General features: G+C 72.5%; 12 protein-coding genes and 1 pseudogene. 4 read left to right on the top strand and 9 right to left on the bottom strand.

Annotated features, from left to right (window positions below):
• Positions 1–44: 44 nt before the first annotated feature.
• Positions 45–1,997 carry an ATP-dependent zinc metalloprotease FtsH gene (gene ftsH, locus ACX9I7_RS20550; RefSeq protein WP_387570669.1) on the bottom strand — a complete coding sequence of 651 codons (1,953 nt, stop codon included), beginning with the start codon at positions 1,995–1,997 and terminating at the stop codon, positions 45–47.
• Positions 1,998–2,101: 104 nt separating this feature from the next.
• On the opposite strand from ftsH, the gene ACX9I7_RS20545 reads away from it, so the two are divergent.
• The 3 genes and pseudogenes from ACX9I7_RS20545 to ACX9I7_RS20535 all read left to right on the top strand — a co-directional run.
• Positions 2,102–3,028 (top strand): universal stress protein, encoded by a 927-nt coding sequence (locus tag ACX9I7_RS20545; protein WP_459388129.1) that lies wholly within the window; start codon positions 2,102–2,104, stop codon positions 3,026–3,028.
• Entirely contained in the window at positions 3,025–3,666 is a 642-nt protein-coding gene (locus tag ACX9I7_RS20540) for a phosphate signaling complex PhoU family protein (protein WP_459388128.1), read from the top strand. The genes ACX9I7_RS20545 and ACX9I7_RS20540 overlap by 4 nt, the downstream gene beginning before the upstream one ends.
• Positions 3,663–7,289, top strand: a pseudogene (locus tag ACX9I7_RS20535) (hydantoinase B/oxoprolinase family protein); the annotation flags it as partial. The gene ACX9I7_RS20540 and the pseudogene ACX9I7_RS20535, both read left to right, overlap by 4 nt.
• On the opposite strand, the gene ACX9I7_RS20530 reads toward ACX9I7_RS20535, so the two are convergent.
• Positions 7,269–9,443, bottom strand: a complete 2,175-nt coding sequence (locus ACX9I7_RS20530) for an MMPL family transporter (protein WP_459388127.1) — start codon at positions 9,441–9,443, stop codon at positions 7,269–7,271. The pseudogene ACX9I7_RS20535 and the gene ACX9I7_RS20530 overlap by 21 nt on opposite strands.
• A gap of 159 nt (positions 9,444–9,602) precedes the next feature.
• On the opposite strand from ACX9I7_RS20530, the gene ACX9I7_RS20525 reads away from it, so the two are divergent.
• Complete coding sequence (locus tag ACX9I7_RS20525) at positions 9,603–10,493, top strand: acyl-CoA thioesterase (RefSeq protein ID WP_459388126.1); 891 nt, start codon at positions 9,603–9,605, stop codon at positions 10,491–10,493.
• Positions 10,494–10,520: 27 nt separating this feature from the next.
• On the opposite strand, the gene ACX9I7_RS20520 is transcribed toward ACX9I7_RS20525, so the two are convergent.
• The 7 genes from ACX9I7_RS20520 to ACX9I7_RS20490 form a co-directional block, all read right to left on the bottom strand.
• Entirely contained in the window at positions 10,521–11,282 is a 762-nt protein-coding gene (locus ACX9I7_RS20520) for an SDR family oxidoreductase (RefSeq protein ID WP_459388125.1), read from the bottom strand.
• The gene (locus tag ACX9I7_RS20515) at positions 11,279–12,706 is read right to left on the bottom strand and encodes a coproporphyrinogen-III oxidase family protein (RefSeq protein WP_459388124.1); all 1,428 of its coding nucleotides are present in this window, start codon (positions 12,704–12,706) and stop codon (positions 11,279–11,281) included. The genes ACX9I7_RS20520 and ACX9I7_RS20515 overlap by 4 nt, the downstream gene beginning before the upstream one ends.
• Positions 12,707–12,741: 35 nt before the next feature.
• Positions 12,742–16,659 carry a type I polyketide synthase gene (locus ACX9I7_RS20510; protein ID WP_459388123.1) on the bottom strand — a complete coding sequence of 1,306 codons (3,918 nt, stop codon included), beginning with the start codon at positions 16,657–16,659 and terminating at the stop codon, positions 12,742–12,744.
• Positions 16,660–16,911: 252 nt separating this feature from the next.
• Positions 16,912–17,517 (bottom strand): GTP-binding protein, encoded by a 606-nt coding sequence (locus ACX9I7_RS20505; RefSeq protein WP_387570651.1) that lies wholly within the window; start codon positions 17,515–17,517, stop codon positions 16,912–16,914.
• A complete protein-coding gene (locus ACX9I7_RS20500; RefSeq protein WP_358219311.1) occupies positions 17,504–17,872 on the bottom strand; it encodes a DUF742 domain-containing protein in 369 nt (122 codons plus the stop codon). Before ACX9I7_RS20500 ends, ACX9I7_RS20505 begins: the two co-directional genes overlap by 14 nt.
• The gene (locus ACX9I7_RS20495; RefSeq protein ID WP_126918417.1) at positions 17,872–18,276 is read right to left on the bottom strand and encodes a roadblock/LC7 domain-containing protein; all 405 of its coding nucleotides are present in this window, start codon (positions 18,274–18,276) and stop codon (positions 17,872–17,874) included. The genes ACX9I7_RS20500 and ACX9I7_RS20495 overlap by 1 nt, the downstream gene beginning before the upstream one ends.
• A complete protein-coding gene (locus ACX9I7_RS20490) occupies positions 18,273–20,648 on the bottom strand; it encodes a sensor histidine kinase (protein ID WP_459388122.1) in 2,376 nt (791 codons plus the stop codon). Before ACX9I7_RS20490 ends, ACX9I7_RS20495 begins: the two co-directional genes overlap by 4 nt.
• Positions 20,649–20,809 lie beyond the last annotated feature (161 nt).

The following is a 20,809-nucleotide window of genomic DNA, read 5'->3' as shown; positions in this document are numbered from 1 at the left end:
TCTCCCTTCCGCGGGGCCGGGGCCGGCCGATACCGGCTCTCTCCTCATCGTCCCTCTTCCGGACCGGACGCGGCATGGGCCGCAGGGCCCTCCTCCCGGAGGACGTCCAGCACCACGGTCCCGTCGACCGTCTCATGGGTGACGAGCAGCGAGGCCAGCCGGTCCAGGGCGGCCCGGTGGTCCCGCAGCAGGGCCAGCGCCCGGTCCTCGGAGCGCCGGACCATCCGGGACACCTCCTCGTCGACGATCCGCTGCGTCTGTTCGGAGTAGGGCCTGCGCAGCAGGTCCTCCGGTGGGGCCTCGCCGAGGAACTGCGGCGTCCCCGAGGCGTAGCCGACCGGGCCGAAGGCCGGGGAGAGGCCGAACTCCCTGACCATGCGCGTGGCGATCTGGGTGGCGCCCGCCAGGTCGTTCGCCGCGCCCGTGGAGCCCTCGCCGAAGACGACGAGCTCGGCGGCCCGGCCGCCGAGCCGGACGGCCAGGAGGTCGGTGAGGTAGCTCTCGCTGTAGAGGTGCCGCTCGGCCTCGGGGAGCTGTTCGGTGACGCCGAGCGTCACCCCGGCGGGCAGGATGGTCACCTTGGCGACGGGGTCGGCGTGTTCGCACAGGGCGGCGACGAGGGCGTGCCCGGATTCGTGGACGGCCACCGAGTGCCGCTCCTCGGGGAGGAGGGCGTTCGACGTCTCGCGGCGGCCCAGCAGCACCCGGTCCCGCGCGGTGTCGACGTCGTGGGCCGTGATGACGGCGCGGTCCGCTCGTACGGCGTTGATGGCCGCCTCGTTGACGAGGTTGGCGAGGTCCGCTCCGGAGAACCCCGGTGTGGCGCGGGCGACGGCGTCCAGGTCGACGTCCCCGGCGAGCGTCTTGCCGCGTGCGTGCACCGCGAGGATGGCCGCGCGTTCGTTCTGGTTGGGCAGGGGGACGGTCACCTGCCGGTCGAAGCGGCCGGGACGCAGCAGGGCGGGGTCGAGGGCGTCGGGGCGGTTGGTGGCGGCCAGGACGACGATGCCGCTGCTCTGGTCGAAGCCGTCCATCTCGGCGAGCAGCTGGTTGAGGGTCTGTTCGCGTTCGTCGTTGCCCCCGAGCCGGGTGCCGCCGCCGCGGCGGCCGCCCACGGCGTCGATCTCGTCGATGAAGATGATCGACGGCGCTCGTTTGCGGGCCTCGTCGAAGAGGTCGCGGACGCGTGAGGCACCGACTCCCACGAACATCTCGACGAAGGCGGAGCCGGTCACCGACAGGAACGGCACGTCGGCCTCGCCCGCCACGGCGCGGGCGAACAGCGTCTTGCCGCTGCCCGGGGGCCCGACCATGATGACGCCGCGCGGCCCCTTGGCCCCGGCGGCGGCGTAGCGCCCGGGGTTGCGCAGGAAGTCCACGACCTCGCCGATCTCCTGTTTCACGCCGTCGTACCCGGCGACGTCGTCGAAGCGGGTGGTCGGCCGCTCGGCCTCGATGATCTTCGCTCGTGAGCGGCCGATGGCGCTGATGCCTCCGGAAAGGGATCCCGCCGTCCTGCGGATGCTCCACAGGAGGATGCCCATCAGGACGATGAAGGGCAGCAGGCCCACGAGCACGGACGTCCAGACGCTGCCGCCGCTGCGCGTGGCGGAGATGGTCACGTGCCGGTCCTGGAGTCGTTGTTCGAGGCCGCCGGTGCCCAGGGCCGTGGGAAGTTGCGTGGTGAACTTCTTTCCGTTGTTGAGGGTGCCCTCGACGGTTCCCTTGTCCCCGATGTCCACCGTCTTCACCTGGCCGGCGTCCACCTTGCCGACGAAGTCGCTGTACGAGAGCCGCGCGGCGGCCGGGCCGGAGAGCCCCCGGGCCAGCAGGACCACCAGGAAGAGGTTCAGCAGGACCAGCGGCAGCATCCAGCGCCGCCACGGGGACGGGGGAGGCGTCGACGGCTGGGGGCGCGGCTTCGCCGGCTCCCCCGGCGGGCGGGGCCGTGCCGGAGGGGCCAGGTGCCGGTGCGGCAGCCGTACTCGAGTGATCACGCCCGCTCCTCCCGCACGAGAGGTTCCCTTGCCCGGCGGCCGGCCTCTGACCTGGCCTCTTCCACCCGGCATGCAGGGGCCACGCCACTGCACCAGTATGGGTGATGGTCCCGGAAAGCACGATCGGCTGGGAGGTGGCCATGGTCGCGTCCGCGCACCGCCGACCGGTCGTCGTCGGCGTCGACCCCGATCCCGCCATGCGGACGGCGCTGGCCTGGGCGGCCGACGAGGCGGCCCGGCGCGGGGTGCCGCTGCGCCTGGTCCACGCGGAGGGAACGCCCACGCGCGGCTATCGCAGGCGCGAGGTCCGGCCGTCCTGGGAGGAGTGGAACGAGGCGCTTCACTCGGCCGGGGAGCACGTGCTCCAGGAGGCGGCGGCGTTCGGCGAGGCCCGGCAGCCGAAGGTGGAGGTGTCGGGGCTGCTGGCCGAGGGGGACCCGGTGTGGGTGCTGCGGGAGCAGGCGCGGGACGCCACCGCCGTGGTGGTGGGATCGCAGCGGCTGAGCCGGGTGAAGGAGGTCTTCGGCTCCGCCTCGGTCGCGCTGCCCCTGATGGCCCACGCGTCCTGCCCGGTGGTGGTCGTACCCGAGCCGGAGCACATCACGCACGAGCCGTACTTCGTCGTCGGGGTGGACGGCAGTCCCCACTCCGCCGCGGCCGTCGATTTCGCCCTTGAGGAGGCCGCCCTGCACGGCGCCGTGCTCAGGGCCGTGTACGCGTGGTGGCCTGGGCACTTCGACGTACGGGACGAACAGGCCGCGCGGGAGGAGTGCCGACGCCTGCTCTCGGAGACCGTGGCCGACCGGGCCCCGGCGCACCCCGGGGTGGAGGTGCGCCACGAGCTCCTGGCCGGGCACCCCGTCGAGGTGCTGACCAAGGCGTCCGCCCATGCCCTGGGGCTGGTGGTGGGCACCCGGGGCCACGGCGGCTTCACCGGTATGGTCCTCGGCTCCGTCAGCCAGGGCGTGCTGCACCACGCGCGGTGTCCCGTCATCACCGTCCCGCACACGCCCGCCCCGGAGCCGGAGTGAGCGCGGAAGGCGCGGAGGGTGGCGCGGGTGACGTCTTCGAGCGCGTGGCCGAGCTGCTCCGTCTGGCCCGCACCGCGCTGAGCGAGGCCACGACCGTGTTGTTCCAGCCCACCGCCAAGGGCGAGAAGAAGATGGCCGCCGTGGACAGGGCGCTCGAGGAACTGTGGCAGGAAGCGGAGGACCTCGTCTCGGCGGGCCTGGCCACGGGTGCCGACCAGGACGGCGACATCCGCACCGTCATCACCGACATGTACGTCGGGGAGGACGTGGGACGCATGGGCGTGCTGGCCCGCCAGGTGGCTGACATCGCGTGGGCACGCCAGACCAAGCCACCGCTCCCCGGCCTGGTAGGGGATGCCGTGCGCGGCATCGGGGAGGACTGCCTCGCGCTGATCGACGGCGCGCGGGACGCCGTCGCCTCTCCCGCCGCCGCACCGGGCACGGACGCCCGACTGGCGGACATCACCGACCAGCACGTCCGGTTGTGCCGCGTGCTGCTGTCGGAAAGCGCGTCGCTCGACGTCGTCGACGCCGTGGACGTGTCGGTGCTCAGCCGGTGCTACGTCGAGTGCGCGCAACGGGCCGCCTCCGTGGCCCTGCACATGGCCCTCTTCCGGGAGACGGCCCCGGCGTCATGAAGGCATCGCGGCGTGGCTGGCAGTTCTGGATCGACCGTGGCGGGACCTTCACGGACGTCGTCGCCCAGGACCCGGACGGGCGCCTGCTGACCCGCAAACTCCTCTCGGAGAACCCGGCGCGCTACGACGACGCGGCCGTCGAGGGAATCCGCGAGCTGCTCGGCCTGCGGGACGGCCAGGAGATTCCCGTGGGCACCGTCGAAGCGGTGCGCATGGGTACGACGGTGGCGACCAACGCCCTCCTGGAGCGCGAGGGCGAACGGACGGTGCTCGTGATCACCCGGGGGTTCCGGGACGCGCTGCGCATCGGCTACCAGAACCGCCCCCGCCTCTTCGACCGCGAGATCGTCCTTCCGGAGGCCCTGTACGAGCGCGTCGTGGAGGTGTCCGAGCGCGTGACGGCCGAGGGGGAGGTCCTGTGCCCGCCCGACCTGGACGCCCTCGCCGCCGACCTGCGCCGCGCCTACGACGACGGCATCCGCGCCGTCGCGGTCGTGTGCGTGCACAGCCATCTCCACCCCGGGCACGAGGAGGCGATCGGGGAGCTGGCCGGGGCGATCGGCTTCCCGCGGGTCTCGCTGTCGAGCGAGGTCAGCCGCTTGATGAAACTGGTGCCGCGCGGCGACACGGCCGTCGTCGACGCCTACCTGTCCCCCGTCCTGCGCCGCTACGTGGAGCGGGTGGCGAACCGGCTGCCCGGCGTGCGCCTGATGTTCATGCAGTCCAACGGCGGCCTGGCCGAGGCCGGCCATTTCCGCGGCAAGGACGCCATCCTGTCCGGGCCGGCGGGCGGCATCGTCGGCATGGCCCGGATGTCACGACTGGCCGGCTTCGAGAAGGTCATCGGTTTCGACATGGGCGGCACCTCCACCGACGTGTCGCACTTCGCCGGCGCCTACGAGCGGGTGGTCACCTCCCAGGTCGCGGGGGTCCGGCTGCAGGCGCCGATGCTGGACATCCACACCGTCGCGGCCGGAGGGGGCTCCGTGCTGCGCTTCGACGGCGGTCGTTACCGGGTCGGCCCCGGCTCGGCCGGGGCACACCCCGGCCCCGCCTGCTACCGCGCCGGGGGTCCCCTGACCGTCACGGACGCCAATGTGATGCTCGGCCGCGTCCAACCCGCCCACTTCCCCCACGTGTTCGGACCGAACGGCGACCAGCCGCTGGACCAGGACGTCGTACGCCGCCGCTTCACCGAGCTCGCCGAGGAGATCCACGACAGCACCGGTGACCGGCGCACCCCGGAGCAGGTCGCCGAGGGCTTCCTGCGGGTGGCGGTGGCCGGTATGGCGGCCGCCGTCAAGCGCATCTCCGTCCAGCAGGGCCGTGACGTCACCGCGTACGCGCTGACCACGTTCGGCGGCGCCGGCGGGCAGCACGCCTGCGCGGTAGCCGACTCGCTGGGCATCCGCACGGTCCTCGTACCGCCCATGGCCGGGGTGCTCTCCGCGCTGGGCATCGGCCTGGCCGACACCACCACCCTGCGGGAGCGGTCGGTGGAGCTCCCCCTCGAAGCGGCGAGCATGGAGCAGATCCGCACCGTGGCCGACGAGCTGGAGGCCGCCACCCGTTCCGTCCTCCACGACGAGGACGTCCCGGCGGACCGGATCCGCGTGACCCGGCGCGCGCGGCTGCGCTACGACGGCACGGACACCGCCGTCACCGTGGACATGGACGAACAGGGCACCATGCTGGCGGAGTTCGAGTCGAGCCACCGGTCGCTGTACTCGTTCCTGCTGGACCGCCCCGTCGTCGTCGAGGCGCTCTCCGTCGAGGCCACCGGCCTCACCCCGCAGCCCGACCTCACCCCCCTCGGCACGCCCTCCGCGCGAGGCGGCGGCTCCGGCACCGTCCGGCTCCACACGGACGGCGCGTGGCGCGACGTACCGCACCGGGAACGTGAACGCCTGGCTCCCGGCACCACGGTGACCGGCCCGGCCGTCATCACCGAGACGGACGCGACGACCGTCGTGGAACCGGGCTGGCGGGCCGGGGTGACGGAGGCCGGGCACCTGCTCGTCCAGCGGGTCGCCGCGCCCCCGGACGCCGACGTGGCGACCAGGGCGGACCCGGTCATGCTCGAGATCTTCAACAGCCTCTTCGTGTCCGTCGCCGAGCAGATGGGGGCGCGGCTGGCCTCGACCGCGCAATCGGTCAACATCAAGGAGCGGCTCGACTTCTCCTGCGCGCTGTTCGACCCCCGAGGCGGTCTCGTCGCCAACGCCCCGCACATCCCCGTGCACCTCGGCTCCATGGGCACCGCCGTCAGGGAGGTCGTCCACCGCCGGTCCGGGACCATGCGGCCCGGCGAGTCCTACGCCGTCAACGACCCGTACCACGGTGGCACCCACCTTCCCGACGTCACCGTGATCACCCCGGTCTTCGACGAACGGCCGGACGGGCAGGACCCGGCGCTCCTCTTCTTCGTCGCCTCCCGTGGCCACCACGCGGAGATCGGCGGGCTCACCCCGGGGTCCATGCCGGCGAACAGCCACGAGATCCACGAGGAAGGCGTCCTCTTCGACAACTGGCTCCTCGTCGAGAACGGACGGTTCCGGGAGGACGAGACCCTGGAACTCCTCGCGTCGGCACCGTTCCCCTCCCGCGATCCGGCGACCAACCTGGCCGACCTGCGCGCCCAGATCGCCGCCAACCGCAAGGGCGTCGAGGAGGTCGGCAAGATGATCGACCACTTCGGCCTGGACGTGGTGCGGGCGTACATGCGCCACGTCCAGGACAACGCCGAGGAGGCCGTCCGGCAGGCCGTCACCGGTCTCTCCGACGGTCACTGCCGTTACGAGACGGACTCCGGCGCGGTCATCGCCGTACGCGTCACGGTCGACCGCCGGCAGCGGTCGGCCACGATCGACTTCACGGGCACCTCCCCACAGCTGGAGTCCAACTTCAACGCGCCCACCGCCGTGGTGAACGCGGCGGTGCTGTACGTCTTCCGCACCCTCATCGCCCAGGACATCCCCCTCAACGACGGCTGTCTGCGTCCCTTGCGCATCGTCGTCCCACCGGGTTCGATGCTCGCCCCCGCCCACCCGGCCGCCATCGTCGCCGGCAACGTCGAGACCTCCCAGGCCCTCGTCGGCGCCCTCTACGCCGCCCTGGGCGCCCAGGCGGAGGGGAGCGGCACCATGAACAACGTCACCTTCGGCAACGACCGTCACCAGTACTACGAGACCGTCGCGTCCGGCTCGGGCGCCGGCCCGGACTTCGACGGTACGTCGGCGGTCCAGACCCATATGACGAACTCGCGCCTCACCGACCCGGAGGTGCTCGAGTGGCGCCTGCCCGTCCTGCTGGAGGAGTTCGCCGTCCGCACCGGCAGCGGGGGCGACGGCCGCCGGCGCGGCGGCGACGGAGTCGTCCGCCGGATCCGCTTCCGCGAGCCCATGACGGTGAGCACCCTCTCCGGCCACCGCCGGATCCCGCCCTACGGCATGGCGGGCGGCCGGCCGGGCGCCCTCGGCTCGAACCGCGTGGAGCGGGCCGACGGGAGCACCACGCCGATGGCCGGCTGCGACTCGGTCGACGTGCGGCCGGGCGACGTGCTCGTGGTGGAGACCCCCGGCGGAGGCGGGTACGGGCCCCCGTCACTCGCGCAGCCCGACCCGGTCGTGGAGACGGCGCAGCGGCCCGGGTGCCCACCAGTTGGCCCGGCCCGCCAGGCGCATGAACGAGGGGACCAGCACGGCGCGGACCAGGGTCGCGTCCAGGACCACCGCCAGCGCGAGGCCGACGCCCAGCAGCTTCAGCAGCGTCACGCCGGAGATGGCGAAGACGAACAGGACCACGGCGACCAGCACGGCGGCGGCCGTGATGATCCGGCCGGTGTGCTGGAGGCCGAAGGCCACCGACTCGGTGTTGTCACCGGTGCGCAGATAGCGTTCGCGGATCCGGGAGAGGAGGAACACCTCGTAGTCCATGGAGAGCCCGAAGGCCACGCAGAAGGTCAGGATCGGGATGGTCGCGTCGAGTGTGCCGGTGTGCAGCGGGCTGCCCACCAGGGACGCCAGGTGGCCTTCCTGGAAGACGAAGACCATCGCCCCGAACGTGGCGCTGAGGCTGAGGGTGTTGAGCACCAGCGCCTTCACCGGCATCAGCACGCTTCCGGTGAACAGGAACAGCAGCACCAGGGAGGAGCCCACCACGATGCCGATCGCCGCCGGGGTGGCACGGGCGATGGCGGCGGTGCTGTCCTCGACCTCGGCGGCCCGTCCGCCGACCCACACCGCCGCCCCGTCCGGCGGGTCCGCCTTCCGCAGCGCGCGGACGAGCGCGGTACCGGAGGACGAGTCCTGTTCCACGGCGGAGACCACGGAGAGCAGCGCGGTGTCGCCGTCCACCAAAGCGGCCGGCCCGGGGTCCTGGACCTTGCGTCCGGCGGCGTAGGAGCCGGTGGCCCCGGTCACCTGCCGGACGTCGTGGACCGAGGACAGCGTGCGGGCGTAGGCGTCCAGGTCCCGCCCCGCGCCCCGGACGACGACCGGGACGGTGCCCAGCGCGCCGGCGTCGAACCGGTCGCGCAGCGTCTGGGTGGCGCGGTGCACCTGGGAGTCGGCGGGCAGTGAGCGGTCGTCGAAGAGGCCGGAGGAGACCCGGGTGAACGGGGACGCGAGGATCAGCAGCAGGACGACCACTCCCCCGCCGTAGAGGGCCGGGCGGCGCATCACGGCGGTGGCGAAGCGGTACCAGCGCCCGTTCTCCGGGGCGGCCGCGCGCCGCTCGGGCGAGCGGAGTCGGGCGAAGACGTCGTAGCGGTCGACCCGGTGGCCGAGGACGGCCAGGAGCGCGGGCAGGACGAAGACCGCTCCCGCCGCCGCGGTGAGGACCACCACGATCCCGCCGTACGCGAAGGACCTCAGGAAGAACTGGGGGAAGACCAGCAGGGCGACGAGGGACAGGGCCACCGTGAGCGCGGAGAACGCGACGGTCCGCCCGGCCCTGCGCACGGTGGGGACCAGGGCCTCGCGCACCGTGGCGCCGGTGCGCAGCTCCTCCCGGAAGCGGGCGAGGATGAACAGGCTGTAGTCGATGGCGAGTCCGAGGCCCAGCGCGGTGGTGGAGTTCATCGAGTACACGGAGATGGACACGGTGCCCGCCAGGGCGTTGAGGACGGCCCGGGTCGCCAGGACCGACAGCAGCGCGATGACGAGGGGCAGGGTGGCGGCCACCGCGCTGCCGAAGACCAGCAGGAGGAGGACGAGGGTGATCGGCATGGCGACCGCCTCGGCCAGCAGGAGATCGTGCGCGGTCTGCTCGCCGACCTCCGACTGCACCTGCGCGGGTCCGGCCGCCATCACCGTCAGGCCCTCGGCGTGCCGCCGGATGTCCGGGACCAGCCGCTCGGCGGTCCGCGCCCGGTCGTCCTCGTTCCCGCTCAGGGAGAGGGTGACGAGCCCGAGGGAGCCGTCCCGGGAGCGCATCGAAGGGGGCCGGCCCGCCGTCCAGTAGGAGGTGGCGGCTCGTACGCCCGGGGACCGTCCGGCGCGGCGGGTCACTTCCGTGCCGAGCGTGGTCGTCGCGGGTGTGTCGACGGGGTCGGTGCCGCGCAGGAGCAGCACCAGGTCGTCGCCGGCGGCGGGGAAGTGCTCGGCCACCAGGCGCGCGGCGTGGGAGGACCGCGCGCCGGGGTCGGAGAACCCGCCGTGGACCAGCCGGTTCTCGACGCCCAGTCCGCCGAGGCCGGCCAGGACGAGGGCGACGGCGCTCACCCACAGCACGGCGACGCGCCGCCGGTACAGCGAGGCGCTGAGGCGGTCGGACATGAGGGGCCTCCCTGGCCGGTGGGGTTCCGGAGTACCGCATGGAGCAGATCCCTGTCACCACTGCAACTCCGCCTTGTTTCCCGGGCGTTCCGGTTGATGGCCCGGGCGGTGGTGGTGATACTTGGCCCTTACGCGGTGACCCGAGGCGAAGTGGGGCCCATGGATCAGCGACACGCACTGCGGGAGCTGTTCGCTCTCGACCCGGCGGCCGGTCCGGGCGACGGGGAGCTCTTCCTCGGGCGGCCTCCCCTGGAGCTGTCCTCCCCGGTGTACGGGGGGCATCTGGCCGCGCAGGCGCTGGCCGCCGCCGGGCGCACGGTCGCCGAGGGGCTGCCCGTGCACTCCGTGCACTGTTCCTTCGTCCGGCCCGCCGTGCCGGCCGTGCCCTTCGGCCACCGGGTGGAGCGGGTGAAGGACAGCACCGCGTTCGCGCTCCGCCGGGTCACGGCGGCCCAGCGCGGCCGGGAGGTGTTCGCCATGACCGCCTCCTTCCACCGCCCCGAGCCGGGCCTCGACCACCAGGACGCGATGCCGTCCGTCCCCGGCCCGGAGGAGCTGCCGACCTACGAGGAGCGGCTGACGACGGCGTTCGGCGAGGTGATGCAGCCCCTCGGGATGCCGTACGACCTGCGCTTCGTCGGGCCGTTGAGCTTCGACGCGGAGAAGGACCCGGCGCTGGCCTCCCCCGGCACGCTGGTGTGGGTGCGGGCCAGGGGCGAGCTGCCGGACGTGGCGGGCGCCGGCCGCGAACGGCTGCTCCACGCCTGCCTGCTGGTGTACGTCTGCGACGTCACCATGCTGGAGACGGTCGTGGTGCGGCACGGCGTCTCGTGGTTCCACGCCAGTGCCCGGAGCGTCGACTACACGGTGTGGATCCATCGCCCTTTCCGCGCGGACGACTGGCTGTTGTGCGCCCACCGGACGCCTGTGGCCTCCGGCGGGCGGGGGCTGGTCCTGGGCAGTGTGTTCACCCGTGACGGGACCCTGGTGGCCACCCTCGCCCAGGAGGGCCTGCTGCGGGTGGCCGCCGAGCGGGGCGCGGCCGGTTGAGGGGCCGCGCCCTTCGGTCCTGTATGTCTACACCACCAGCCCCCCGGAGATCTCGATGGCCTGTCCGGTGATGTAGCGCGCCCGGTCGGACGCGAGGAAGCACACCAGGTGGGCCACGTCCTTTGGGGTGCCGAAGGCGTGGCCGGGGATCAGCGACTTGAGGAACTCGGCCTTGCCCTCGGGCATCTCGGCGGTCATGTCGGTCTCGATGAGCCCGGGGGCGACCGCGTTGACGGTCACGCCGCGGGCGCCGATCTCCTTCGCCAGCGCCTTGGTGAAGCCGATGACCCCGGCCTTGGCGGCCGAGTAGGCCGTCTGGCCGGGGATGCCGTGGAGCCCGGAGGTCGAGGCGATGTTGACGATGGCGCCGCCGCGCTGCTTCACGAGCGGCATGAGCAGCGGCCTGGTGACGGTGTACATGCTGTCGAGGTTGGTGCCGATGACCTCGTGCCACTGTTCCGGGGCCATGCGGGCGAACAGCGTGTCGCGGGTGACTCCGGCGTTGTTGACGAGGACGTCGAAGCGTTCCAGGCGGTCCAGGGCCTCGGTGGCGAAGCGCCGGGCCTCCGCGGTGTCGGAGACGTCGGCCCGGAGCGGGACGCAGCGCCGCCCCGGGTGGGCGGCGCTCAGCTCGTCGGCCAGGGCCTGGGCCCGTTTCTCGTCGCTGTGGTAGCCGAAGACGACGTCGGCGCCCTGCGCCAGCGCCAGCCTCACCACCGCGGCCCCGATGCCGCGCGAACCGCCGGTGACGACGAGGCCCTTGTCCGCCAGGGGAAGGTCGTCCGTCACTGGTCGCTCCGGACCAGCGGCAGGTTCGGACGGGACTCCTTCTTGCGCCGCGCGGCCTCCTCGCGCAGCTCCCGGTAGCGTTCCTCGGCGACCAGGGCGGAGATCATGGGGGCGTAGAACGCGCCGTCGCCGACGAGCTTGATGCGTTCGGGGGTGATCTCGGCGTAGCCCCGCTGGGCCAGGGCGTCCCAGATGGTGGCGAACTTCTCGTGGATGTCGAGGCCGAAGGCGGCGCGGTACTGGACCCGGTCGATCTCGGTGCTGATGAGGCTGCGGAAGAGCACCATGAGCAGCCAGTCCTCGGGGCTGTGCCGGAAGCCCCGTTCGACGGGGAACCGGCCGTTGTCGACCGCCGCCTTGTACTGGGCGAGGCTGCGCTGGTTGATGAACGACCAGGAGCGGCCGGGTTCGAGCATGGGGTTGCCGAAGAAGGTGATCGCGGCGTAGCCGAGGCCGAGGGAGTCCACGTGGTCGAAGCGGGTGGTGTATCCCTCGCGGAAGTCCCGGGCGGTGGGGTCGCCGGGGCGGCGGAAGTTGTACGTCGAGAGCTGCTCGTAGCCGTGGTCGAGGAGGAAGTCCCGCCCCGCGCGGTACAGCTCCAGGTTGGCCAGGGTGCTGGGCAGCTCGTGGTAGCGGTTGAGCGCGAAGTCGGTCGGGCCGCCGACGTTCAGCTCGTAGTGGGTGATGTCGTACACGTCCCAGGAGACCAGGGTCTCCAGGTCCTCCAGCAGGGTGTCGACGGTCTGCTGGGGCCAGCCGAAGATGAGGTCGACGTTGGCGGACAGGCCGAGCTCGCGGGCCCACTCCAGGCTCTGGATGACGTGCTTGGTGGTCTGCTTGCGTCCGCTGAAGCTGTTGAGGCGTTCGTTGATCTGCTGGACGCCCATGCTGATGCGGTTCATCCCGGAGTCGCGGATGGCCTGCATCTTCTCCCGGGTGAAGAGCTGGGGGATGCCCTCCAGGGTGAGGTCCGCCTCCTTCGAGATCTCGGGGAAGAGGCGGCGCACGGTGTCCATGATGCGGTGGTAGACGGGGGCCTTGTAGAGGTTCGAGGTGCCCCCGCCGAAGTACGCGCCGACGAGGAGGCTGCCCTCCATCTGTTCCCGGTACATCTCGGCTTCGCGTTCCACGTAGCCGTAGTAGTTCTCGAGGGCGGCGTTGCCCTGGAACTCCTCGACGGGGAACAGGCAGTACCCGCACTTCCCGGGGTCGGTCTTGATGCAGTACGGGACGCCGATGTACAGGAACACCGGTGCCGTGCCGGCCGTTTCGCGCAGCCGGCGGCGGTCCTCGCCGATCTCGTCGAGCGGCACGTCCGTCTCGTTCCAGAACCGCGGCGACGGGAAGCTGTGCTGGATCTTGTTGACCTGTCGTTCGCCCAAGTGGGTGTCGATGTAGTTGTTGACGTAGTCGGGGGATAACACGATCGCTTGCACTTCCCCTCTGGGTGGGATCTGCGTCAGGAGCCCGTGGGGTCCGCGAGGATCACCTGGTGGAGCAGGTAGTCCGCCAGTTCCTCGATGCTCTGGTACTCCAGTGCCTCCATCGCCTTGAAGCGGAAGTCGAGCTTCTCCTGGATCCGCCGCTGGAGTTCGGTGATGCTCAACGAGTCCAGGCCGACCTCCAGCAGGGCCAGGGAGGGGTCGAGACTGTCGATGTCGATCTCCAGCTCGACCGACATCCGCCCGAGAGTGTCGGTGATCTCGTCGGTGAGCCAGCCGATGACCGCCTGCCGGCGCTCCTCGGCGGGCAGGGCCTCCACGCGCTCGCGCAGTTCCTGCCGCGAGTCGCCGTCCTCCCGGGAGCGGTCGGCCGACGGGGCCGGGACCGCCGAGGTGTCGGTGAGCGAGGCGATCCGCCGGAACTCCACGTCCTCCAGGTCCGCGAGGACGGCGCCGGTGTCGTCGAGGACGCTCAGGTGGGCCGTGAAGGCCGTCCCGGTGTCGTTGGGGCGCAGGCGGACGTGGCCCCAGATCTGCTCGGGCAGGGGCCCGCGCAGCACCATCCGGCCGATGCCGACCGGGATGTAGGTGCCCCTGGGCGCGCCCTCGCGGGCCGCGGCGGCGGTCAGGTGGAGGCAGCCGTCGAGCATGGTGGCGAAGCTGTGCCCGTGGCCGACGCGGGACGTGACGTCGGGCGTGGCGGTGATCCGGCCGAGTGCCTGACCGCCCGCCTCGTCGAGCCACACCTCGCGGACGGTGGAGAAGCTCGCGCCGTACTCCATGCCGTCCTCCCGCAGCAGCCCGTAGAGCCGGCCGGGCGCGAGGGTCGTGGGCATGGCCGCGCGCAGCTCCTCCGGGGGCGTTCCCGGCCGGGCCTGCCCGGGAGCCGGGCCGATGTTCCCCCGGCAGTACCGGGGCGGGCCGTCGCCGTCGCTTCCGGCGACGGTGAACCGGAATCGGCCGCCGGTGGCGGGCCCGTCGTCCTCCAGTTCCACCTGGACGCCGGTGGGCCGGGCCGGGGCCAGGAGGAGCGGCCGGACGAAGTCGACGCCGGTCAGCTCGACGGGCGCGGAGCCGTGGCCGTCGGCGGCGTAGGCGTCGACGGCCAGTTCCAGGTAGCCGGTGGCGGGGAAGACGGTCGAGCCGAGGATGCGGTGGTCCACCCATGGCGTGCCCGGTCGTACCTCGTGCCGGTGGACGGTCCGGGTGGCGGGCCGTGGCTCGGCCGGGGCCGGTGTCCGTCGGCTCCGTTCCGGTGCCCTCGGCTCGTCGCGGCCGGCGTCCGGCGCGGGCGTCACCCAGTACCGGTCCTTGCGGAAGGGGTACTGCGGGGCGGAGGAGGTACGCCGGTGGCCCGGGCCGCGGTACAGCGCGGGCAGGTCGACGGCGGCACCCGCCGTGAACAGGGAGCCCGCGGCGGCGAGAACGTTGCGCACGTCCCGCCCGTCCCGCCGCAGGGTCGGGATCACCGTCACGTCGGTGGTGCCGAACGCCTCCGGGACGTACGCCGCCAGGGCGGGGTGCGGGCCGATCTCGACGACCGCGGTGCAGCCGAGCGCGGCCACCGCGCGCATGGCGTCGTGGAACCGGACCGGGCGCCGGACCTGCTGGCTCCAGTACTCGGGTCCCTCGGCCCCGGTCAGCGCCTCTCCCGTCACATTGGAGATCACCGGCACGGTGGGGGCGGCCGTGCGGAGGGCGGTGGCGGCCTTCCCCAGCTCGGGCAGGACCGGGTCCATCAGCGGCGAGTGGAAGGCGTGCGACGTGCGCAGCCGGGTCGTCCGGACGCCCTGGGCCCCGGCGAGCCGCGCCACCTCGTCCACGGCCTCCGCGCCGCCGGAGACGACCACGGCGCGCGGGCCGTTGACCGCGGCGACGGAGACGTCGTCCTCCCGCCCCGACAGCCAGCCCAGGACGGTCTCCGGGTCGGCGGCGACGGCCAGCATCAGGCCGTCGCGCGGCAGTTCGCCCATGAGGCGTCCGCGCAGCGCGCTGAACCGGGCCGCGTCCTCCAGCGGGAGCATGCCGGCGACGCACGCGGCGACGATCTCGCCGATGCTGTGCCCGACGACCGCGTCCGGGACGATTCCCCAGGAGCGCAGCAGCGTGGCGAGCGCGTACTCGACGGCGAAGAGCGCCGGCTGGGCCAGGCGGGTGTCGTCGAGGGCCTCCGGGGCCCGGTCCTCGAAGAGGAGCCGCCGCAGCGGCACGGGAAGTTCCTCGTCGAGCACTTCGGCGCAGCGGTCGATCGCGGCGGCGAACTCCGGTTCGTGCGCGTACAGTTCCTTGGCCATGCCGGGGTACTGCACGCCCTGGCCGGTGAAGACGAAGGCCGTCCTGGCGGGCTTGGCCGGATGGCCGCTGGTGACCGACGGGGGCGTGCGGCGGGTGCGCCACAGCCGCAGGTCGTTGGCGATGCCGACGGGGCCCCGCCCGGTGACCGCGAGGCGGTGGCGGAGCGTGGCGCGCCCGGCGGCGGCGGTGAACACGGCCGCCGGCAGGGCGTTCTGGTCGCTGCGGGAGAGGTGCTCGGCCCAGCGCTCCGCGAGACCGTCCAGGCTCTCGGGGGACTTGGCCGACAGGACCAGCAGCTCGGCGGGGCGCGGCCCGGCCTCCTCGGTACGCGACGTGGGGCGCGGCGCCTCGCGCAGGATCGCGTGGGCGTTGGTGCCGCTGTAGCCGAAGGAGTTGACGGCGGCCAGGCGCGGGGTGCTCCCCCGGGGCCAGGGCACGGGCTCCCCGGGGACCTCCACCGCGGCGCCGTTCAGGGCGATCTTGGGGTTGAGCCGGTCGAGGTGGATGCTGGGGTAGATGGTCTCGTGGTGGAGGGAGAGGGCGGCCTTGACGACGCCGAGGAGCCCCGCGGCGGCCTCGGTGTGCCCGAAGTTGGTCTTCACCGACCCGACGTAGAGCGGTCGGTCCGGGGTGTGGGCGTGGCCGTAGGCGCCGGCGATGGCGTTCATCTCGATGGGGTCGCCGACGGGCGTCCCGGTGCCGTGCGCCTCGACGTAGTCGACCTGGGCGGGGTCGACGCCGGTGCGGGAGAGCACCGTGCGGATCACCTGCTCCTGGGTCCGGCCGTTGGGCGCGGTCAGCGCGGGGGTGCGTCCGTCATGGTTGATCGCCGTGCCGACGACACTGGCCAGGATGGGGTCGCCGCGCTCCTCGGCGAGCGACTGGCGGCGCACCAGCGCGGCCACACAGCCCTCGCTGCGGACGTAGCCGTCCGCCTTCGCGTCGAACGCCCGGCACTCGCCGCTGCGGGAGAACAGGCCCAGCTTGCAGAAGGAGATGTGCACTTCGGGCGTGAGGATCAGATTGATGCCGGCGACGACGGCGGAGTCGCACTCGCCGGTGAGGATGGACTGCCGGGCCAGGTGCAGGGCGGTCAGCGACCCGGAGCAGGCGGTGTCGACCGTGAGGCACGGCCCCTTCAGATCGAGGAAGTGGGCGATGCGGCCGGCGCTGATGCTGATCTCGTCGGCCATCGAGTCATAGGCCGTGACCCCGGCGAGGCCGCCGATGTCGTGCTTGAGCACTCCGTAGTTGTTGCTGTTCATCATCGCGACGAAGACGCCGGTGTCGCTTCCCCGGATGTCCTCGGGGTTCTGCCCGGCGTGCTCCAGGGCGTGCCACACGGTCTGCAGGAGGAGCCGCTGCTGCGGGTCCATCCGGACCGCCTCGGCGTCCGAGATCCCGAAGAACGCCGCGTCGAAACGGTCGGGGTCGTCGACGAACCCGCCGTGGCGGACATAGGTCTTCCCCGGGGTCAGGGGGTCGGAGTCGTAGAGTTCGTCGACGTCCCACCGGCTGGGCGGGATCTCCTCGATGCAGTCCCGTCCTTCGCGCAGAACGGTGTGGATGTCCTCCAGCCCGTGGACGTTCCCGGGCAGCGTGCAACCGATCCCTACTAGAGCGATGGGCTCAGCGTCCATGCCGATTCTCCTTCGGCGGTGGGGGCGGCGCTGTCGCGAGGGGCCGCCGCGGGCCACGGCCTGGGACAGTCACCGGGAGTGGAACGTCGCGCGCGTTCAGTGCCGGGGTCTCGAACGCAGTCGAACTGCTGCGCCGGGCACGAGTGTTGGCCGAATTCGGTTTCGACACACCCGAGCAAGGCTAGGGGGCGGTCCGACGAGGGGTCAACAGGGCCACGATGACACCTCGCCGTCGGCGTCGGAGGTACGCGATCAGACGGGCGCGGGGACGCGCGCCTGGGTGATGAGCCGTTCCAGCAGCGAGAGCAGGCAGCCCCGGACGTCTTCCCGGGAGCGGGCGTCGAGCAGGAGGACGGGGGTGTCGGGATCCGTCAGGTGGAGGGCCGACTTGATCTCCTCGGCGGTGTACGGCTGTTCGCCGTCGAAGCAGTTCGCGCCGACGACGAACGGCAGCCCGCGGTTCTCGAAGAAGTCGATGGCGGGGAAGCCGCGGTCCAGCCTCCGGGTGTCGACGAGGACGATCGCCCCGAGCGCCCCGCGCAGCAGGTCGTCCCACATGAACCAGAAGCGTTCCTGGCCCGGTGTGCCGAAGAGGTACAGGGCCACTCCGGCGTCGGTGAGGGTGATCCGGCCGAAGTCCATGGCGACCGTGGTCGCCGTCTTGTTCTCGATGCCGTCGAGGTCGTCGACGCCGACGCCCGCGGACGTCAGCCGCTCCTCGGTGCGCAGCGGATCGATCTCGGATATCGCTTCGACCAGGGTCGTCTTGCCGACCCCGAAGCCCCCGGCCACGAGGATCTTGACGGGGGAGGCTTCCGGTGCGGCGGTGGTGTCGTCGTCGGTGTCAAAGCCGGGCAAGGTTGTCCCTGATTTTCATGAGCAGGTGAACGTTGGAGGTCTCGGAGGCGTCCAGCGGCGGCCGGTGGCGGATCAGGCCGCGCTCCAGCAACTCGCCGAGCAGGACCACCATGGGGGTCAGCCGCATCCCCATCCGGGCGGCGATCTCGGCGACCGCCCGCCCGTTCGGCGACGGGCACATGGTGAGGATCTCCTGCCACTCCGTGGGCAGGCTGCCGTGACCGTCGCCGGCGTCGGCGGCCGCCGTGATCACGGTGTCCATCGTCAGGCCGTGCCGGGACGCGGCCGTACGCCCGTCGGTGAGGGCGTACAGCCGCGTCCGGCGGCGCCGTCCGGGCCGGGGGTCGGCCGCCATCAGGCCGTGGGCGTCTGTGCGCGCTCGGGGGTGCCCAGCCACTCGCCGAGCGCCTGCGCGGCGCGGACCGTCTCGCCGCCCAGTTCCCCGAGCCGCGCCTTGCGGGAGGCCACGACGATCAGCGTGCTGCCCGATCCGCAGCCGACGATGCACAGGTACCGGTCGTCCATCTCGACGAGCTGGCGGATCACTCCCCCGCCGTCGATCTCCCGCGAGATGGCCTTCATGGTGGAGGCGATGCCGGAGGCCGCCGCGGCGACCCGTTCGGCCTGGTCCCGCTCCAGCATGTAGGCGCTGAGCTTGAGACCGTCGTTGGAGAGGAGCACGGCTCCCTGTATCCCCGCGATCCTGCTCAGGTTGTTGTCCAGGATGCTGTAGATCGCATCGTTCTGTGTCGTCGTCATGGCTTTTCCTGTCGGAGCTCGTGTTCCACTTGCCTGGTGCCGTCTTCGTAGTCCGCCCAGGCGTCGGCCACCTCTTCGGGCGTGGCGGCGTCCTGGCCCACCGGTTCGGCCGTACGCGGCTCGCGGAGCCGCCGGGCCAGGTGGGTCTGCGGGACGCGTTCGGGGAGGGCGGGCCGGCCGGCGCCGGTTGCGCCCTCGGCGCCGGAGCGGGCCGGGGCCTCCGGCGCGGTGTTCCCCGACTGCCGCACCTGCTCCTTGCGTACGCGGCGCGGCAGTCCCGGGGTGCCGGGCGCGGGCCCGTCCGCCGGATCCGGGTCATCGGTCCCGCGCGGCGCGACGAGCCTCGGCCGCCGCTCGTCGGCGGGTCGCGGCGCGGGATCCCCGACCGGCTCGGGCACCTCGACCGGCCCGGGCACCGGGGTGCCCTCCCGGGTCGGCACGAGGTGCTCACCCGGGACGATCACCACGGCGGACGTTCCGCCGAACGCCGACCGGCGCAGCGTGACCGTCGCCCCGAGCTGGTCGGCGAGGTGGCCGACCACGAAGAGGCCGAGCCGGTGGGCGTTGCGGGCCAGTACGGAGTACGGCGGCGCCGAGTGCAGCCGGCCGTTCATCTCCTCGTACCTCTCGGCGGTCACGCGCGGGCCGCGGTCCTCGATCTCGACGCAGAGGCCGTCGCCGACCAGTTCGGACCGGATGGTGACCCTGGACGTCGGCGGGGAGAAGCGCGTGGCGTTGTCCAGCAGCTCCGCCAGGAGGTGGCTGAGCTGGCTGATCACCTCGGCCTCGACACTGGTCTCGTCCATGGCGTGCCGGTCGATGCGCCGGAAGTCCTCGACCTCGGCGGCCGCCTCCCGCAGCAGGTCGGCTACGCGCATGGGCTCCATGTGGGGGTCGGGGATCTCGCCGCCCGCCAGGATGAGCAGGTTCTCGATCTGCCGCCGCATGCCCACCGTGAGCTGATCGGACCTCATGAGGTCGGCGAGGAGCGCCTCGTCCTGGCCGAAGGCGTCCTGGATGTGCTCGGTGAGGGCGAGCTGCCGGCTGACCAGGTTCCCGGTCCGCGCGGCGATGCCGGAGGCGAACACGCTGAAGCCGTGCCGCTCGTCGGCGAGCTTCCGGTGGCCCTCGACGGACACGGCGACGACGCGGGCGAAGGCGTCGCTGATCCGCCCGACCTCGTCCTGTTCGCCCCTCGGGCGCGGCAGCGCGTCGGTGCCGACGTCCTCCCCGCGCTGGAGGCGGTCCACGACGTCCGGCAGGGTCTTCTCGGCGACCGCCACCGTGCGGTCGTGGAGCGAGCGCAGGCGGCGCAGGACCGAACGCGTGGTGAGGACCACGACGGCGACGACCAGCAGGAGCGCGACACCGCCGGCGGCCACCAGCAGGACGACCTGGTCCTCCAGCTGTGCCGCCCGGTCGTCGGCGTGGGCCAGCAGCTCGTGCAGCTCGCTCTCGTCGAGGGTGTTCAGCTGGGCGGAGAAGGTGCTGTAGGCCGCCCGCCAGTCGCCGACGTCCGGCGGCAGGACGACGCCGGAGGAGACGTCCCGGTGGTCGGAGACGACCGCCTTCTCGATGCGGGACTTGATCTGCCAGGCGTTCGAGGTGAGGATCCGCTGGAGGGCGTCCTGGTCGTCGAGGGGCAGATCCTGGGCGATCGTGTCGTACAAGTAGTCGCTCGCACCGACGGCTTCGACGAATTCGCCGAACCTGGCGGACGTCAGCTTTCCGGAGGGGCCCGCCAGCGCGAGGATGGCGTCCTCGCGGGCCACCACCTCCGCCGCCGAGAACAGGGCCACGAGCGACGTCGTCTCCTGGGTGAGCCCGCCGTCGTCGACGTGGCTGAAATCCCCGTAGCAGCGAATCGTTCCGCTGATCACGTCGGTGTAGAAGTCGACGGCGTCGTCCGGGCTGCCGTGGCGCGCGTCGGCGCGTTCGCGCTGGGCGCCCAGGTCGGCCAGTCGCCGCGTGACGTCGCGGAGACGGTCCTTCGCCCGGTCGGTGTGGAGCTGGTCGGGGTCCGAGGACTTCAGGAACCCGGCCACGGCCCGGTCGGTGTCGTCCCGGCGGCCGCGCAGCTCGGTCCCGGTGACGGGCATGCCCGACCACCAGGCGGCGGTGACCGCGCGCTCGGCCTGCAGAGTGGTCATGAGCCGGTACAGGGGCACGCCGGTCTGCCGGCCGGCCACCACGTCCTTGCGCAGGTGCCGGGACTCCTGCACCGACCGGTCGGAGCTGATGACGACCTGGACGCCCATCGCCACGGTGGGCACCACCGCGAGCCAGACGAGCAGGGTGCGCAGGCGCACGGGCCGTCGTCGTCGGCTTCTCGGTACCGGCTCGCCCGGGTCCTCGGATCCTGTGGGGGTCATCAGTCCTCGTCAAACACGGCCGGTCATTGCGGAGTGGGTGCCGATCATAACCAGCCACTTCCGAGGACCTCGGTCGAGGTCGGTCGCGGGCCCGGCCGTAATCCGATTGACCGGGCGACAGTCCGACGCTGCACTGTGAGCGGGGCACCACGTGTCGTGGT

It is taken from the genome of Streptomyces sp. L500 (assembly GCF_054551825.1).
Note: the sequence above shows the minus strand (reverse complement) of the source record. Positions and strands in the feature narration are given on the sequence as shown.

What these genes read in the sequence shown, in the direction of transcription:
- ACX9I7_RS20545 (WP_459388129.1), top strand. Translation starts at nt 2,102, where the DNA reads ATGGTCCCGGAAAGCACGATCGGCTGGGAGGTGGCCATGGTCGCGTCC.
- ACX9I7_RS20530 (WP_459388127.1), bottom strand. Translation starts at nt 9,443, where the DNA reads ATGTCCGACCGCCTCAGCGCCTCGCTGTACCGGCGGCGCGTCGCCGTG.
- ACX9I7_RS20525 (WP_459388126.1), top strand. Translation starts at nt 9,603, where the DNA reads ATGGATCAGCGACACGCACTGCGGGAGCTGTTCGCTCTCGACCCGGCG.
- ACX9I7_RS20510 (WP_459388123.1), bottom strand. Translation starts at nt 16,659, where the DNA reads ATGGACGCTGAGCCCATCGCTCTAGTAGGGATCGGTTGCACGCTGCCC.
- ACX9I7_RS20500 (WP_358219311.1), bottom strand. Translation starts at nt 17,872, where the DNA reads ATGGCGGCCGACCCCCGGCCCGGACGGCGCCGCCGGACGCGGCTGTAC.
- ACX9I7_RS20495 (WP_126918417.1), bottom strand. Translation starts at nt 18,276, where the DNA reads ATGACGACGACACAGAACGATGCGATCTACAGCATCCTGGACAACAAC.
- ACX9I7_RS20490 (WP_459388122.1), bottom strand. Translation starts at nt 20,648, where the DNA reads ATGACCCCCACAGGATCCGAGGACCCGGGCGAGCCGGTACCGAGAAGC.